This window comes from Myroides injenensis M09-0166, from assembly GCF_000246945.1.
GTDB classification, from domain to species: Bacteria; Bacteroidota; Bacteroidia; order Flavobacteriales; family Flavobacteriaceae; genus Flavobacterium; species Flavobacterium injenense.
Genome location: NZ_BAEX01000018.1, coordinates 26,344 through 43,893, shown reverse-complemented (window position 1 = coordinate 43,893; position 17,550 = coordinate 26,344). Strand labels below are relative to the sequence as shown.

General features: G+C 32.9%; 15 protein-coding genes. 2 read left to right on the top strand and 13 right to left on the bottom strand.

The window, feature by feature from the left end; genetic code table 11:
• Positions 1-856: 856 nt before the first annotated feature.
• Positions 857-4,528 (top strand): phosphoribosylformylglycinamidine synthase, encoded by a 3,672-nt coding sequence (purL, locus tag RH98_RS04690; RefSeq protein WP_010251062.1) that lies wholly within the window; start codon positions 857-859, stop codon positions 4,526-4,528.
• A gap of 76 nt (positions 4,529-4,604) precedes the next feature.
• Here purL and hisIE read toward each other — a convergent pair whose 3' ends face one another.
• The 10 genes from hisIE to RH98_RS04645 form a co-directional block, all read right to left on the bottom strand.
• The gene (gene hisIE / locus RH98_RS04685) at positions 4,605-5,198 is read right to left on the bottom strand and encodes a bifunctional phosphoribosyl-AMP cyclohydrolase/phosphoribosyl-ATP diphosphatase HisIE (RefSeq protein ID WP_010251060.1); all 594 of its coding nucleotides are present in this window, start codon (positions 5,196-5,198) and stop codon (positions 4,605-4,607) included.
• Positions 5,195-5,947, bottom strand: a complete 753-nt coding sequence (gene hisF / locus RH98_RS04680) for an imidazole glycerol phosphate synthase subunit HisF (protein WP_010251058.1) — start codon at positions 5,945-5,947, stop codon at positions 5,195-5,197. The genes hisIE and hisF overlap by 4 nt, the downstream gene beginning before the upstream one ends.
• Entirely contained in the window at positions 5,941-6,654 is a 714-nt protein-coding gene (hisA, locus tag RH98_RS04675; RefSeq protein ID WP_010251056.1) for a 1-(5-phosphoribosyl)-5-[(5-phosphoribosylamino)methylideneamino]imidazole-4-carboxamide isomerase, read from the bottom strand. The genes hisF and hisA overlap by 7 nt, the downstream gene beginning before the upstream one ends.
• Positions 6,651-7,229: an imidazole glycerol phosphate synthase subunit HisH gene (gene hisH / locus RH98_RS04670; protein WP_010251054.1), complete on the bottom strand. Its 579-nt coding sequence runs from the start codon at positions 7,227-7,229 to the stop codon at positions 6,651-6,653. The genes hisA and hisH overlap by 4 nt, the downstream gene beginning before the upstream one ends.
• The gene (hisB, locus tag RH98_RS04665; protein WP_010251052.1) at positions 7,226-8,317 is read right to left on the bottom strand and encodes a bifunctional histidinol-phosphatase/imidazoleglycerol-phosphate dehydratase HisB; all 1,092 of its coding nucleotides are present in this window, start codon (positions 8,315-8,317) and stop codon (positions 7,226-7,228) included. The genes hisH and hisB overlap by 4 nt, the downstream gene beginning before the upstream one ends.
• On the bottom strand, positions 8,289-9,353 hold the full coding sequence (gene hisC / locus RH98_RS04660; protein WP_010251050.1) for a histidinol-phosphate transaminase: 1,065 nt from the start codon (positions 9,351-9,353) through the stop codon (positions 8,289-8,291). The genes hisB and hisC overlap by 29 nt, the downstream gene beginning before the upstream one ends.
• A complete protein-coding gene (hisD, locus tag RH98_RS04655) occupies positions 9,346-10,635 on the bottom strand; it encodes a histidinol dehydrogenase (RefSeq protein ID WP_010251048.1) in 1,290 nt (429 codons plus the stop codon). Before hisD ends, hisC begins: the two co-directional genes overlap by 8 nt.
• 13 nt (positions 10,636-10,648) lie before the next feature.
• Positions 10,649-11,506: an ATP phosphoribosyltransferase gene (gene hisG / locus RH98_RS04650; RefSeq protein ID WP_010251046.1), complete on the bottom strand. Its 858-nt coding sequence runs from the start codon at positions 11,504-11,506 to the stop codon at positions 10,649-10,651.
• Positions 11,507-12,354: 848 nt separating this feature from the next.
• Positions 12,355-12,492, bottom strand: coding sequence for a hypothetical protein (locus RH98_RS15735; protein WP_158427111.1), 138 nt, complete (start codon positions 12,490-12,492; stop codon positions 12,355-12,357).
• 204 nt (positions 12,493-12,696) lie between these two features.
• Positions 12,697-13,926, bottom strand: a complete 1,230-nt coding sequence (locus RH98_RS04645; RefSeq protein WP_010251044.1) for a DUF6051 family protein — start codon at positions 13,924-13,926, stop codon at positions 12,697-12,699.
• Between the two features lie 252 nt (positions 13,927-14,178).
• Between RH98_RS04645 and RH98_RS04640 the strand changes: the two genes are divergently transcribed.
• Positions 14,179-14,535 carry a hypothetical protein gene (locus tag RH98_RS04640; RefSeq protein ID WP_010251042.1) on the top strand — a complete coding sequence of 119 codons (357 nt, stop codon included), beginning with the start codon at positions 14,179-14,181 and terminating at the stop codon, positions 14,533-14,535.
• A gap of 24 nt (positions 14,536-14,559) precedes the next feature.
• Here the strand turns inward: RH98_RS04640 and RH98_RS04635 are convergent, their stop codons facing one another.
• The 3 genes from RH98_RS04635 to RH98_RS04625 form a co-directional block, all read right to left on the bottom strand.
• Positions 14,560-15,954 carry an aminopeptidase P family protein gene (locus RH98_RS04635; protein WP_026038744.1) on the bottom strand — a complete coding sequence of 465 codons (1,395 nt, stop codon included), beginning with the start codon at positions 15,952-15,954 and terminating at the stop codon, positions 14,560-14,562.
• Between the two features lie 125 nt (positions 15,955-16,079).
• Complete coding sequence (locus RH98_RS04630) at positions 16,080-16,676, bottom strand: porin family protein (protein WP_010251037.1); 597 nt, start codon at positions 16,674-16,676, stop codon at positions 16,080-16,082.
• 228 nt (positions 16,677-16,904) lie between these two features.
• Positions 16,905-17,501, bottom strand: coding sequence for a porin family protein (locus RH98_RS04625; protein ID WP_010251035.1), 597 nt, complete (start codon positions 17,499-17,501; stop codon positions 16,905-16,907).
• Between the last annotated feature and the right edge of the window lie 49 nt (positions 17,502-17,550).

The window sequence follows — 17,550 nt, the reverse complement described above, 5'->3', positions numbered from 1 at the left end:
TAGGGACTTGGTTCGAGAAGGGTTCGAGAATTACTCAGCAACGCATAGCAAAAACAGGGGTATTCCCGAACAAGACTGCAACCGTCCTCGAACAACACTGGGATTAAACCCGAATTAGATACCTAAAAATTTGAAAAAAGGGGGATTGTAAATTGACTTTTTTACAATCAATTTAGAAGAAAACACGGACTTTGATTTGTGTAATTTTGTCTAAAAACATCAGCTAGAACACTGAATAACAATGTAAAGGTACGAAATTTTTAAATACCTATAGCTCTTAATAAATAGTAAGTGAATTGTAATTTTTAAAAAAACTCCTAGTGTGACATGTCATTAAATTTCATATTACCATTACAATTGCTCAACTCCCTAAATTATTCATGCCTATCCTCGTTAATAAGCCAAAAGTCCATACTCTCTCAATTCTATATTTTTAAATGAGAAATAGAGAGATAAAGCATCTCAAAAAAAGAGATAGCAACTTCTTCTATGAAATAAAAAAACTAGTCATTCTATACTATAGTCCAGATAAAATAAAATGTGGGTGAATGACTATAATTCACTATAATATTACTAATGTTTAATAAATACTGTATTTCTAACTCATTATAATAATACACAACTTGCCTAATAGAAATAAATAAAAGACTATCAAGCATATAAATACACATCACTCTCTTTTGAACTAATTTTAGATTAATAAATCAGCATACTAAATAGAGTACTATAAAAATTGTATTTTCTAGGAGATTAACAATAAAAATCAGAGAATAAAGACAGCGAAATATTAATTTTTAAATTCTTATTTTTTAACCTATTTTTGTGCAATACAACAACAACTAATATACTTAACGTAATGATTTATTTCTTCGAAAACCCTTCGAGAAAGTTTTACACTGTACAAGTGGAGAACAACTTATCTATTGATGATATCCAAAAATTAAATTGGTTATTTGGCAATGCCAAGCACATCGACGAAAAAACAATCAACACTAAATTTATCGGACCGCGCGCTACAATGGTTACACCATGGAGCACGAATGCTGTTGAAATTACTCAAAATATGGGGATCAATGGTATTATTCGCATTGAAGAGTTTGTAAAAGCAGAAGATTGCGATACATTCGACCCAATGTTATTACAAGAGTTTGATGCACTACACCAAGATATATTTGCAATCAATATTGCTCCTGAAGCAATTAACTACATTGATGATATTGCAAAATATAATCAAGAAGAAGGTTTGGCGTTAAATGAAGAAGAAATCACTTATCTTAATGAATTATCTACAAAATTAGGACGCAAGTTAACAGACTCGGAAGTATTCGGATTCTCTCAAGTTAACTCAGAGCACTGTCGTCACAAGATTTTTAATGGTACATTCATTATCGATGGAGAAGAACAACCTACTTCTCTTTTCAAATTAATTAGAAAGACTTCTGAGACGAACCCTAATGATATCGTTTCAGCTTATAAAGATAATGTTGCTTTTGTCAAAGGACCTAGAGTAACACAGTTTGCTCCAAAATCAGCAGATAAACCAGACTTCTACGCAGAGACAGAATTTGATTCTGTGATTTCTCTAAAAGCGGAAACACATAACTTTCCTACTACAGTTGAGCCTTTTAATGGTGCAGCTACTGGATCAGGAGGTGAAATACGTGACCGTTTAGCAGGAGGCCAAGGGTCATTGCCACTAGCAGGAACTGCTATCTATATGACTTCTTACTCTCGCTTGGAAGAGAATCGCCCTTGGGAAAAAGCAATGAACGAGAGAGAATGGTTATACCAAACGCCAATCGATATCTTAATCAAAGCATCAAATGGAGCTTCTGATTTTGGTAATAAATTTGGACAGCCATTAATTACAGGATCGATACTAACTTTTGAACACGAAGAAGAGGCTCGAAAACTTGGTTTTGACAAAGTAATTATGCAAGCTGGTGGTATAGGATACGGAAAACTAGATCAAGCATTAAAACATAAACCATCTCAAGGTGATCAAGTAGTAATACTTGGAGGTGAAAACTATAGAATAGGTATGGGAGGTGCAGCAGTATCTTCTGCTAATACTGGTGCTTTTGGTTCTGGAATCGAGTTAAATGCTATTCAACGCTCTAACCCTGAGATGCAAAAACGTGCTGCTAATGCTATTCGCGCAATGGTAGAAGCTGAACACAATCCTATTGTTTCTATTCACGATCACGGTGCTGGAGGACATTTAAACTGTCTATCAGAGCTAGTAGAAGAAACAGGAGGACATATTAATTTAGATAAATTACCAGTAGGTGATCCTACCCTTTCTGCAAAAGAAATCATAGGAAATGAATCTCAAGAAAGAATGGGATTAGTAATTGGTCAAAAAGATATTGATACTCTAGCTAAGATTGCAGAGAGAGAGAGAGCCCCAATGTACACAGTTGGTGAGATTACTAATGACAATCGCTTTACAATAGAATCAAAAACAACAGGTGAAAAGCCAATGGATTTTGCTATTGAAGATATGTTTGGTAGTTCTCCAAAAACAATTATGGATGACAAGACAGTCAATCGCATCTACGCTGACCTGGATTACTCTGTATCAAAAGTAGAAGATTACCTTAACCAATTATTACAGTTAGAAGCTGTAGGTTCAAAAGATTGGTTAACTAATAAAGTTGACCGTTGTGTAGGAGGTCGTGTTGCTAAGCAACAATGTACAGGGCCACTGCAATTACCTCTTAACAATTTAGGAGCAATGGCCTTAGATTATAAAGGAAAAGAGGGAATTGCTACTACTGTAGGTCATGCACCTATCGTAGCTATAGTAGATCCTGCTGCAGGTAGTAGAAATGCGATAGCAGAGGCATTGTCTAACATTGTTTGGGCTCCGCTTAAAGAAGGAATTAAAAATGTTTCACTATCTGCAAACTGGATGTGGGCTTGTAATAACGCTGGTGAAGATGCTCGTCTTTATAAAGCAGTAAAAGCTTGTTCTGATTTTGCTATTGAATTAGGAATTAATATTCCAACTGGAAAAGATTCTCTTTCAATGAAACAAAAATATCCTAATGATGAAGTAATTGCCCCTGGAACAGTTATTATATCAGCAGCTGCAAACTGTACAGATATTACAAAAATTGTAGAGCCAACACTTAAAAAGAATACTGGTTCTATCTATTATATCAATTTGTCTAAAGACAACTTCAAACTTGGAGGTTCTTCTTTTGCTCAAATTTTAAATAAAATTGGTCAAGAAGTTCCTACAATTACAGATGCTACTTATTTTAAAAATGCATTTAACGCTATTCAAGAATTAGTAGCGAATGAACAAATTGCTGCTGGTCACGATATAGGTAGTGGTGGTTTAATCACTTCTCTTTTAGAAATGACTTTTGCAGATACGCAATTAGGTGCTGACTATAACTTAACTGCTCTTAATGAAAAGGATACTGTAAAAGCTTTATTTAATGAAAACATTGCTCTTATCGTTCAGGCAAAAGACGATGCTACATTTGAAAAAGCATTAGCAAATAAAGGTGTAGAAGCTGTAAAAATAGGTACTGTAACAACAGATGAAATTGTGAAATTCACTAATGGTTCTGATTCATTTGAATTCAGTGTACCTGCTCTAAGAGATACTTGGATGAAGACTTCGTACTTATTAGACCAAAAACAAACAAAGAACAATAAAGCAAAAGAGCGCTTTGACAATTATAAAGTACAACCTTTAAACTTTAACTTCCCATCTCAATTTGATGGTAAAAAACCTGCTATTGACAACGCTAAGCCAAGACCAAAAGCAGCTATCATTAGAGAAAAAGGAAGTAACTCAGAAAGAGAAGTAGCTAACGCTATGTATTTAGCTGGATTTGATGTAAAAGATGTCCATATGACAGATTTAATATCAGGAAGAGAAACCTTAGAAGACATTCAATTTATTGGTGCTGTAGGAGGATTCTCTAACTCAGATGTATTAGGATCTGCAAAAGGATGGGCAGGTGCATTTTTATACAATGAAAAAGCAAATACTGCACTGAAAAATTTCTTTGCTCGTAAAGACACTTTATCTGTTGGAATCTGCAACGGTTGTCAATTGTTCATGGAATTAGAACTAATCAATCCTGAGCACAAAGTACATGGTAAGATGTTACACAACGACTCTCAAAAACACGAGAGTAACTTTACCTCTGTTACAATTCAAGACAATAATTCTGTAATGTTATCAACATTAGCAGGAAGTACCCTAGGAGTTTGGATTTCACATGGAGAAGGTAAGTTTAATTTACCTGAATCAGAAGATCAATACAATATTGTAGCTAAATATGCTTATGATGCTTATCCAGCAAATCCAAATGGTTCTGCTTATAATACAGCAATGATGTGTGATGCTACTGGTCGTCATTTAGTAATGATGCCTCATATTGAGCGTTCATTATTCCAATGGCATTGGGCTAACTATCCAGAAGGACGAAAAGATGAAGTTTCTCCTTGGATGGAAGCATTTGTAAATGCACGTAAGTGGATTGAAGAAAATAACGCTAAGTAATTTTAGTCGTAGATATAAAAAGAGGTCTCAACAGTGTTTGAGACCTCTTTTTCTTTGTCAAGTATTTAATACAGTATTAATGTCTGCCTTTTAGTACAGCCTCAATATCACTGAATGCAAATCCCTTCGCTTTCAGTAATATTAAATAGTGATATAATAAATCAGCAGCTTCATTTTTAAACAATTCATCATTGTTATCTTTTGCTTCAATAACAACCTCAACTGCTTCCTCTCCTACTTTTTGAGCTACTTTATTAATTCCCCTCTTATACAATTGATTAGTATAAGATGACTCTACATCATTATCAATACGATCACTAATAATTTGCTCTAATGCATATACAAATCCCTTATCACCATTAACCTCTCCAAAACATGAAATACTCCCCGTATGACAAGTAGGGCCAATAGCGACAACTTGAATTAATAGACAATCCTTATCGCAGTCTATGCTTACATTCTTTACTAATAAAAAATTGCCTGATGTCTCACCTTTTGTCCACAATCTATTTTTGGTACGACTAAAGAAAGTAACCTTGCCCTCTTCTATTGTTTTTTGATATGCCTCTTCATTCATATAACCCTGCATCAAAACTTGTAGCGAACTATAATCTTGTATAATAACAGGAACTAATCCGTTTCCTTTTTTAAAATCAATATCTAATTTCATCTGATAGCTATGTTTTTATTTTTCAACGTCTGTTTTAATTCAGAAACACTTACTTCACCATAGTGAAAAATACTAGCTGCAAGTGCTCCTGTTGCCTTTGTGTTTTCAAAGACCTCTTCAAAGTGTCTAACTTCACCTGCTCCCCCTGAAGCGATAACAGGAATAGTTACCTTATTTGCTACTTGTTTTGTAATATCAAGGGCAAAACCTTCTTTGGTTCCGTCGTTATTCATGGAAGTCAACAATATTTCACCTGCTCCTAATCTGGCTACCTCATCAGCCCATTGTTCTGTTTCCAAAGATGTTTTAATTCGTCCACCAGCGCTGTACACCCACCATTTTCCGTCTTCAAACTTTGTGTCAATAGCCACAACCACACATTGGCTACCTAATTCCTCTGCTATTTCAGTAATCAAAGCAGGGCGCTTAATTGCTGCCGAATTGATACTGATTTTATCAGCACCTGCTCTTACTAAAGCCACCGCCTGTTCTTTTGTGCTTATTCCACCACCTACAGTAAAGGGGATATTAATTTCGCTTGCTATTTTACTGACCAAACTAATAAGCGTTTTTCTATTTTCTATTGTAGCAGTGATATCGAGAAAGACTAACTCATCTATCCCTTCTACTGCATAGCGCTTGGCTAATGCAATAGGGTCGCCAGCTCTTTGTATATCAATAAAGTTAATGCCTTTTACCACTTCTCCATCTTGTATATCCATACAAGCAATAATCCTTTTCTTTAACATAGCGTACTTAACTGTTTTAAGGTTATATTTCCTTCATAAATTGCCTTTCCTATTATTACTCCCTCACAGCCTAGTGTCTTTAGTCTAACCAACTCCTCAAACTTTGAGATTCCTCCACTTGCAATAAGATTGACTTTACATTCACTTATAATTTCTTGATACAATTCAAATGCTGGACCACATAACATTCCGTCTTTTTCAATATCTGTTACAATAGTATAGGATACTCCTTTCTCAACATAAGACTTTATAAACTCAATAACCTCAACATCTGCTGAATCTAACCATCCCTGCGTCATTATTTTTCGCTGCTTACAATCTGCACCTAATATCACCCTATCGCTGCCATATTTTAAAAGCCACTTTAAAAACAATTCAGGATTATTAGCAGCTATACTACCTATCGTTACTTGCTTAGCACCACTATTAAAAGCAATTTCGATATCCTTATCTGTTTTAATCCCACCTCCAAAATCAATCTGTAAATTCGTTTGACTAGCAATTTGTTCTATAGTCTTAGCATTTACTATTTGATTTGATTTTGCACCATCTAAATCCACTATATGTAAATATTTTATCCCTGCATCTTCAAATTGTTTTGCTACTTCTACTGGATTAGTATTATACACTTTTGAAGTAGCATAATCGCCTTTAGAAAGACGTACACACTGACCACCTATAATATCTATTGCCGGTATAATTCTCATAATGATAAAAAGTTTTTAAGTACTACTTCTCCTACTTTACCTGATTTCTCTGGGTGAAACTGTACTGCGTAATAATTTGCTTTGTTCAAAGCTGCTGAAAAGGGCAATATATAGTCATTTACAGCAATCGTATCTGTTCCCAATGTTGCATAATAACTGTGTACAAAATAGAAATCATCACTTTCATTTATCCCCTCAAAAAGAGGTCCAGTAAGCTGATTAAGATTATTCCATCCCATGTGAGGAACAATATCATTAGCAGGAAATAACTTAACCTCATTATCAAATACTCCTAACCCTCTTACGTTTCCTTCTTCACTAGATTGACACAATAATTGCATTCCCAAACAAATCCCTAAAACAGGTTGTTTTAATTCTTTGATAGTTTGATCTAATCCTTTCTCTTCTAAATACCTCATCGCTGATGAAGCCTCTCCTACACCTGGAAATATCACTTTGGCAGCTGATGTTAATATTTCTGCATCATCAGTCACTATAGTCGAATATCCTAATCGTTCTATGGCATTCTGAACCGATTGTACATTGCCTGCATTATACTTTACTATTGCTATCATATAATTCCTTTTGTGCTAGGGATGTTATAATTATTAGTCTTGCTAACAGCCATTTTAATAGCTTTTGCAAATGCTTTAAAAATAGATTCTATTTTGTGGTGTTCATTCTCTCCCTCTACTTTGATATTCAAATTACAGCTTGCTGCATCTGAAAAAGACTTAAAGAAGTGAAAAAACATCTCAGTAGGCATATCTCCAACCTTTTCTCTCTTAAAGTCTGCCTCCCAAACAAGCCAAGCTCTTCCACCAAAGTCAATAGCTACCTGAGCTAAACACTCATCCATTGGCAATAAGAAACCATAGCGCTCTATTGCCTTTTTATTTCCAAGTGCACGTTTAAAAGCAGTCCCTAATGCAATAGCAGTATCTTCAATAGTATGGTGTTCATCCACATTCAAATCTCCTTGTACTTCAATCTTTAAACCTATACCACCGTGCTTGTTTACTTGCTCTAGCATGTGGTCAAAAAAACCTAAACCTGTACTTATCTCACATAGCTTAGCACTATCGAGATTCACCTCTACATCAATAATCGTTTCATTTGTTTTTCTATATTCTCTTCCTATGCGAGGTTCTTGCTTTAGAAACTGATATATTTCTTCCCAATCCAAAGTAGAAAGCACTGCGCGATCATCGTTATCATCATTAATATAAATCGCTTTGCATCCTATATTTTCTGCTAGCTGTATATCTGTCAGTCGATCACCAATCACAAAGGAGTTTGCCAAATCATATTCTCCATATAAATATTTACCTAGCATTCCCACCCCTGGTTTACGAGTATCTTTATTCTCATACTCAAATGACCCATCAATATAAATATCAGTAAAGTTTACTCCTTCATCTGCTAACGTATTGACAATAAAATTCTGTACTGGCCAGAAGGTATTTTCTGGAAAAGAACTCGTGCCTAAACCATCTTGATTGCTCACCATTACTAAAACATAATCTAGTTCTCTTGTTATCTTTGCTAAATTAGAAATCGCATTAGGTAAGAATACTAGCTTTTCAAAACTGTCTATTTGAAAGTCTTCAGGTTCTTTTATAATTGTTCCATCTCTATCTATAAATAATACTTTCTTTTTCATTTTCAATGTTTTTTAGTGCGTTTAATAATTTAGTATTTTCAGAGGGTAAACCTATCGAAATACGCAAAGCGTTATCGACTACTTTACTTCTATTTCTAACGATAATCTCCTGATTAATCAAAGCTTTATAAAGCTGGTCCGCTTCTTCAAACTCAACTAATAGATAATTAGCATTCGATGAATAAATAAACTTAGTGATGCTAAGCTTATTAAGTTCATTAATCATTCGTGTACGCTCTTCAAGTAGCACATTAATATTGCTATTAAATAATGCTATATCGCTTAATTGTTTAATAGCTGCTTCCTGATTAATACTGCTCAAATTATAAGGTGACTTAACTTTATTAAAGTAGTAAAGTACCTCCTCCTTCATCCATGCCATACCAATGCGAAGTCCTGCCATACCCCAACCTTTTGATAGTGTTTGTAAAACGATAAGATTATTATACCTTTCAATTTCACTAATCCAAGAAGGCTCATTGCTAAAATCAATATACGCCTCATCTATAATCACTATTCCTTTAAATTGATTTAACAGAGTGAATATCGTTTCTCTATTTATCAGGTTTCCAGTAGGATTATTAGGCGAACAAATAAAGAGCAGCTTTACCTGTGGATCCTTAAAGTAAGGCGTTACCTTTTCAATATCTATCTGAAAATTACCATCTAGAGGAATATCAATTAATTCTACTTCATTAATATTGGCATAAACTTCATACATCCCATAAGTAGGAGAAAACACAATTGCCTTATCTCTTTTTGGTTCACAGAAAATACGATAGGCTAAATCAATGGCTTCATCACTTCCATTTCCAAGAAATAGCTGACTTGTTTTCCCATTCTTAATATTGCAGATTACCTCTTTTAATTCCTTTTGATAAGGGTCAGGATAGCGATTAACAACTCCAAAAGGATTTTCATTAGCATCTAAAAAGACTCCTTCTTTCCCCTTGTATTCGTCCCTTGCGCTAGTATAAGGGGATAGTCTTTCAATATTTGGTCTGACTAACGTTTTGATATCAATATTCTTATTCATTACCGATCTTTTTTAAACGAATACTAACTGCATTTTTGTGAGCTATTAACTGTTCTGCCTCTGCCATAATTTCAATTGTCTTCCCAATATTTCTCAACCCTTGAGCTGTCAAAGTTTGAAAAGTAATCTTCTTTACAAAGCTATCAACTGATACCCCACTATAACTTTTAGCAAAACCATTAGTTGGCAAAGTATGATTGGTACCACTAGCGTAATCACCTGCACTCTCACAAGAAAATGCACCTAAGAAAACAGAACCTGCATTAGTAATAGCATCTACATACTGCTCTGCATTATCTATATTTAATATTAAATGTTCAGGAGCATATTCATTACTAAACTCAATGCATTCATTCAGTGTTTCAAACGCTATAAGCATGCTATTCTCTAATGTTTTTTCAGCTAATTCTCTACGTGGTAAGTCTTGCAATTGATTGCTCAATGCTACCTTTACCTGCTCAATTTTCGATTTACTAGTACTAAGCAATACAACCTGACTATCAACTCCGTGCTCAGCTTGCGACAATAAATCTGCAGCTAGATATTCAGCATCTGCATTCTGATCTGCTATTATTAAAACTTCACTAGGTCCAGCGGGCATGTCGATTGCTATTCCTTGCGTTTGTACTAATTCTTTTGCTTTAGTGACATATTGATTTCCAGGTCCAAATATTTTATAAACTTGAGGAACAGTTTCCGTACCGTATGCCAATGCACCGATAGCCTGCGCTCCCCCTATTTTAAATATAGTTGTTATCCCTAAAAACTTTGCAGTGTAAAGAATAACATCATTCACTTTACCATTTTTATCACATGGTGTACATAAAACAATTTGTTTACAACCTGCTAATTGAGCAGGGATACCCAACATCAATAAAGTTGAAAACAAAGGAGCTGTACCTCCCGGTATATAAAGACCAACTTTTTCAATTCCTACACTTTTTCTCCAGCAGCGCACTCCACCCATTGTCTCTACTTCTATCTCATCTACCAATTGAACTTGGTGAAACTGTTTAATATTACTAGCCGCTATTGCTATTGCCTTTTTAATTTGTGGTGAAACTCTTTGTACTGCCTCGCTTATTTCATTTTCTTTTACACAAAAATAACTTAATTGCACACCATCGAATAAGGATGTAAAACGCTGTATAGCTTGATCCCCTTTTTCTCTAACTTCTTTTAGTATTGTACTTACACTTTCATTAAGACTATCAGTAGATAGTATAGGACGTGCAGTTAGCGCTTTCCATTGTTCTTTATTAGGTTGGTATATTTCTTTCATAACTTCTACTTTTTTAATAAATCATTTTTTCGATTGGAGCGACTAAAATACCTTCAGCACCCTGTGCTTTAAGTTCATCTATAATTTCCCAAAACTGATCTTCTTGAATAACTGAGTGTAAACTGCTCCATCCCTCATCTGCAAGTGGCAAGACTGTAGGGCTTTTCATCCCTGGAAGAATAGAGATAATTTGTTCTAACTTATCGTTAGGAGCATTTAATAAAATATACTTGCGTTCTTTTGCATTGAGCACTGCGCGGATACGGAACAATAATTTATCTAGTAATTGTTTCTTTTCAGCAGATAGTGTTTGACTACCAATTAAAATCGCTTGACTGTCCAACACTTTTTCTACTTCTTTAAGCCCGTTTGACATGAGCGTAGAGCCACTACTCACAATATCACACACTCCATTTGCCAATCCTATACTAGGTGCTATCTCTACACTACCCGAAATGAATTCTATCGTAGCAGAAACACCTTTCTGTTTTAAATATTTTTCTAAGACAAACGGATAGGAAGTGGCTATTTTCTTACCTTCAAAATAAGATATATCATTGTAATCAACTTCTTTAGAAACAGCTAAACTCAAACGACAATTACCAAACCCTAAGTACTCTAGGATATTAACTGGTAGATTTGCTTCTAAATAGACATTCTCCCCTACGATACCAATATCGGCAACGTTCTGTTCCACATACTTGGTTACATCGTCATCTCTTAAAAATAACACTTCTATTGGGAAATTTTTACTTTCAGCAATTAGTTTACCGCCGCCGTTAGGGAACTTAATACCACACTCTTTTAATAATTCAAGAGACTTCTCACTAAGTCTTCCACTTTTTTGAATTGCAATTTTTAGTTTACTCATTTTATATACATTTTGTTATGTTTGAGTAAACCTTGTAGGAGATTATGAATATAATAATACCATATAAAAAAGAAAATCCCGTTTGATTTACTCAAACGGGATAATTAGATATTATTTTATGTTTCAATTACATCATATCATTACCAGCTCGCTTGAGTGCAAGTATGATGATGATGATGTAGTTGATTGAAATTCATTTCTTTCTTATTGTTTATTATTTTTCAAAAGTATAAATAAATCCATAAAAACAAAACAATTATTTACTTTTTTTACAATTATAAAAAATTAAACACAGTATAACTTTAACTCACGACAGCAATAGTAAAGGTTCAAGCTGTAAAAATATTTTAATACAATAGGCTAAGTACAAACTATACATTATAGCAATTACATACCCCTATCTAAATTAAAAAGATAATCCTACTTCAATTTTTAATAGAAGAAGACAAAACATAAAAAGTTAAACAAAAACAATATTATCTTATAGCGCAGTTCATCTGAAATCGATAGGCAAAGAATTCTAAATTACTAACTCTACACAAACACTAATATGGTGTATAGCACAAATAATAACATCTAAATATTAAATGAACTATTTAACATACAGATAGCTATTTACAGGGGAATTCAAGCCAATACCTCCATGGTGAGTCCATAGTGTCTCTATTAAAACAAGGGAAATTAAGGGAGGCATTATGGAATTATTATGCTAGCACCCTGCTAACATCACTCATGATACTCAACTATTGTTATTCTAATTCTATATTAATTGCATAAAATCTATATAAATATAGCTTTTCAGATTAAATCTGAAAAAGGCATAAAATAGGGGTTTGTAGAATCCTATTTTATGCCTTTTTCTTTTTAATCGTTTTTAAGTCTCTTTCTTCTTGTTTAAAATACTTTGTATTCTTTCCTTCTCCACAGGCTTTCAATATAACTGTACTTCCAATTAAGAGCAATCCCGCTACAAATGTCCTTTTCATAACTAGCAATTTTGTTTCTTCTCTATTATTTTAGATTAATAAAGAATTCTTTTTCACTTACTAATTTCTTAATTAAAAATCTAAAAAACAAAAAATAACAAACTGAAAACCAAATATTTAAAGCAACTTCTCAAATAGTGTAATATCTCTTTTTAAAAGCTTTTTATTATTCTCATAATTCAATCTATAAAAGTCAAATAGTGATTAACTTTTATAGAAATCCACCATCTTTTTCATAGTCATATAAAAGCTATTATCTACCTCTTCCGCATTCTTTATAGTTAACGGAAAAGGTACCATATGAGTATAAGGAAAGGGATAATCTATTATATCGACTTTTATAGGAATATCTCGATAAGGTCCTTGTAACATATTTAATGCTTCTACTGCTGGGGCTACCTCATCTTCTTTTAAATTAAGAGAATAAATCTGATTTTGTAATTCTCTTAGTCTATCCTCTCTTTCTTCTTGGTGATGATTATAACGCAACATTGTTTTAAACCAACTCTCTCCTGGGTGCATATCATTACACTGATAATGATGTAATCTAGGGTCAGCGATAAACTTAGTCGTCAATAATTGAGCAAAAACTTTCTGCATCATTATAGTCGCTTTTCCATCCATGATATACTTCGATACCGGAAACATTCTATCGATAGTCATACCACCGCAAAAACACACTAATTTTGAATTAGTAAGTATATTGTGTGGGTTTGCCATCATTAAAATAATTGAAAGAAATGAACCAATAGAATAACCAAATAAGTCAAGATGTGCATCAGATGATATACAGGCATATTTACCAGCTCTAATCTCTTGCTCTAATTGGATAAAATCGTAATAAGTCTGTAATCCAGACCAAAACATACGCTTTGGGTCTGCTTCCATTCTAGTACTTATAGCTGCATTTACATAACTTGTATCAGAATTTTCTTCCCAAGCCTTTGCTCTTTCCTGAGCCACAGCAAACATTAGTTTACGATCTGACCACTCTTTAGGAGTTCGATCCATGTGAAAACTAATTGGAAACAATATGACAGCTCTATCTGTTTGTTTAGCTATCTCAGTAGCCCAAGGCAAATACTTGTCCCATTTCTTTTCATTAAGTCCGTGAAACATTATGATAACTTCTTTTGATTGAGCTTGACCTATTGGCTTTACTATACCAATTTTAAACTGTAAATTTTCCTTTACGTTATAATCAGGAATATCTAAAACATGATCATTATCTGCAGTATATTTTATAAAATTACGTTCAAAAAGGTGGTTGTGCTCACTACAACAAAGTACAGGTGATCCGTGTAATACGCCATCCCCTTTTTCTGATACAAAATCATACTTATAAATCTCAATACCTAAGTCAGCATCTACAACATAATTTTCAGCTGACTGATAAAGGTTTTTCAGTTCTTCATGAAGTTGATAATAATTCATAATATAATGATAGATAGTAGTTAGTCTTAAAAGATAAAACGCTATAAACTATTAGTTTATTACTCATAAAAATACAAAACATTGTAATAATTACTTCAAATGATTAACAAAAAATACTTCTTATTACACATTTCAAAAATTAGAGTGAATTTGTATGAGGCTTTGTTTATCGTTTAGATAGTTATTAATCTACATTTATATAAAAACGACACTCTTTTTTTGATTAATTTTACTGTTTAACTTTTGTAAATAATGCCATTTAATACTATTATCATTTGTACTAATTTATTTCCGAAGCGATTTTCGGGAATGGCGATATTTCCATTTATAATATTAAGAAATAAAGAAGATATTGACGATAAGATATTCATCAATCATGAAAAAATCCATCTAAGACAGCAATTAGAACTACTAGTATTGCCTTTTTACTTATGGTATGGGATAGAATTTATTATTCGATTATTAATAACAAGAAACAAACAGAAAGCTTATCTCAATTTATCTTTTGAAAAAGAAGCTTATCAAAATGAGTACAATCTCCACTACTTAAAGAGCCGAAAATATTACTCCTTTTTTACCTACTTAAAAAAAACTGATAAACACATTTAGCATTTATCAGTTTTTAAAATTTTCTTATGAATGATTAGCTTTATAAGCTTCTATCTCTTCGACTGTTTTAATTAATTCAGGACCTAAATGTTGATAACCTTCTTTAGTAATTAAAAAGTTATCTTCAATTCTAATTCCTCCAAAATCTTGATATTCTTTTACTTTATCGTAGTTGATAAACTCTGAATACTTATTTTCAGCTTCCCACATCTTAATAAGCTCAGGGATAAAGTAAATACCAGGCTCAACTGTAAGTACATGTCCTGCTTTAAGCGCTTTTCCTAAACGCAGTGACTTTAGACCAAACTGTTTTTTTTCCTTAGGCTCTTTCTCTGTATAGCCAACATATTGTTCCCCTAGATCTTCCATATCGTGAACATCTAAGCCCATCAAATGCCCTAAACCACATTGAAAAAACATAGTGTGCGCATGGTTAGCCACAGCATCCTGTGCATTTCCTTTCATAAAACCTAAATCGATAAGACCTTGTGCTAATATTTCACTCGCTTTTAGATGTACATTTTTATATTTTACACCTTCTTTTAAATCAGCTTTTGCCCCTTCAAATGCACTTAAAACAACATTATATAAATCCCGCTGTATAGAAGTAAAAGTTTTATCAACTGGGAAAGTGCGCGTTAAATCAGATGCATATCCCATCGGTGTTTCGCAGCCAGAATCATTTAATACTAATTCTCCTGATCTCAGTGTATTAAGTTTATAATGATTGTGCAGAATACCTCCATTTACAGTTACTATTGAAGGATAAGCAAGTTCACAGTTATGGCTTCCTGCAACATTCTGAATAGCACTGACAATCTCGTATTCCTTAATACCTGTTTTAGCCATTCGCATCGCTAATAAATGCATCTCATTAGTGACTTTCAATGCTTTTTCGATTTCGGCTATTTCTTGAGGTTCCTTAACCTCACGCTGAGTAACAATAGCTTTAATCATCGCTACTGAAGGTTTAAAATCACCTAAAGATAGATGGAGCAATTCACTCAATAATATTTTATTGTAGGCTTGATAAGGGGGTAAATAGTGAATAGGTCTTTTGACACTCATTGCTGTAGCTAAATAAGTAGCTAAATCGGAATAAGGTCTTACATCAAATATTCCTGCTTTATGACATTTCTCTTTTAAAGTTTCCTGTCGCCCCATCCATACAATTTCATCTATCGACATCTCATCACCAAATACAATTGATTTATTTTCATCTAAATCTATTATTGCGGCTAATCTAGGTTGTTGAATTCCAAAATAGTATAAAAACGTACTATCTTGTCTAAAATGATAAGTATTGTCCTCAAAATTCATTGAACTTTCCATATTCCCAAAGAATAACAAAAGCCCTTTTGCTTGAACATTTTTTACTAAAGTGTTTCTTCTATCTTTATATGTGGCTGTACTGAACATAATATTGTCGTTTAAAGCTAGTAAGTTACTAACTTTGTCAATAGATAACAAAAAAGGATAAACAATATTGTTTATCCTTTTTTAGTTATATCATCATTATCGATAAATATTACTTTATCACTATTTTAATTAAACTTATATCCTAATGAAAATTGGAATGTCCCGTTTTTATTACTTTTATCTACATTCTTAAGTACATTAGTAGTCCCCACATTATAACGTGTCTCTAAGAAAACGCCAGAAGGGAAATTATATCCTAAACCAAAGTTAAATCCAAAATCAACTTTGTTTACCACACTACCAATATCCGCAGTTTGACCTTCAAGTTCCATATCTGTTTTTACTGCAAATCCAATTTGTGGTCCTACTTGAATATTAAAACCTCGTGATACAAAAAACTTAGCCATCACAGGAATATTAATATAATTCATTTTTACTTTTCCAGAATAACTATATGGAAATACTCCTTCTAATTTGGCTCCTTGAGTTGAGTAAACTAACTCTGGCTGTATTGATATACGTTCGCTAACAAATACTTCTAATACTGCACCTATATGGAACCCTGATTTACCAGTTGTATCTTCTGCACCAGTAATTATAGATTGGTTAAAACCTATTTTACCACCATATTTCAATGCTGGTAATTCTTTTTCCTTTTCCTGCGCTTGAGCAGATAACCCTAAAGTTAGTGCTAGCATTGCAGTTACCCATACTCTATTCATAAAATATATTTAATGAAATTATAAAAAAATATTAATTCGCAAATATATCATAATGTAAGAAAGAGACAATTGCTATTACAACTTATAATAAAAACCAAGGTTAACAAGGATAAAAAAGACATAAATGGAATAAAACAATATATTTAAAAGAATATAAACAAATATAACACAGAATTTGATTATTTTAGCTATTCATATAGTTACAGTATTATTGGAAAATATATGACATTATCTAAATTTGTAGCCTAGGGAAACTTGAAAAGCAATATTTCTGTTATTTCCATAATCTTGACTCAATACTTTGGTAACGCCAAAACTTCCTCTAGTTTCTATAAAAATATTATTGTTAAATTCATATCCTAAACCTGCATTTAAGCCAAAATCAGCATTATTAATAATTCGATTAATATCTTTCTTTGTTCCATCTAATTCATATTTTTTATACACAAGAAAACCAACTTGAGGACCAAAATGTATAGTAAACTTATTAGTTAAATAATACTTTGCCATCACAGGTATATTGATATAATTCAGGGTAAACTTACCTGTATAATTATTAGGTAAATAATCTACAGTTTCTAGTTCAGCTCCAAGTGTAGAGAATAGTAATTCTATTTGTAATGCCAATTTAGAAGACATAAAAGTCTCAGACACTGCTCCTATGTGAAATCCTGATTTCACATTAAAATCTTCATATGAGGTTATTGATGAAAGGTTATAACCTGCTTTAGCACCAAAAACAGTATTCTTGTTGCTTTTCTCTTGTGCTATTCCTTCTAGATTACAGAATAAACATAAAAGACTTAGTGTAATAATTCTTTTCATAAAATATTTGACAAATATCTAATAAAGATAATATTATAATGCAACTTAG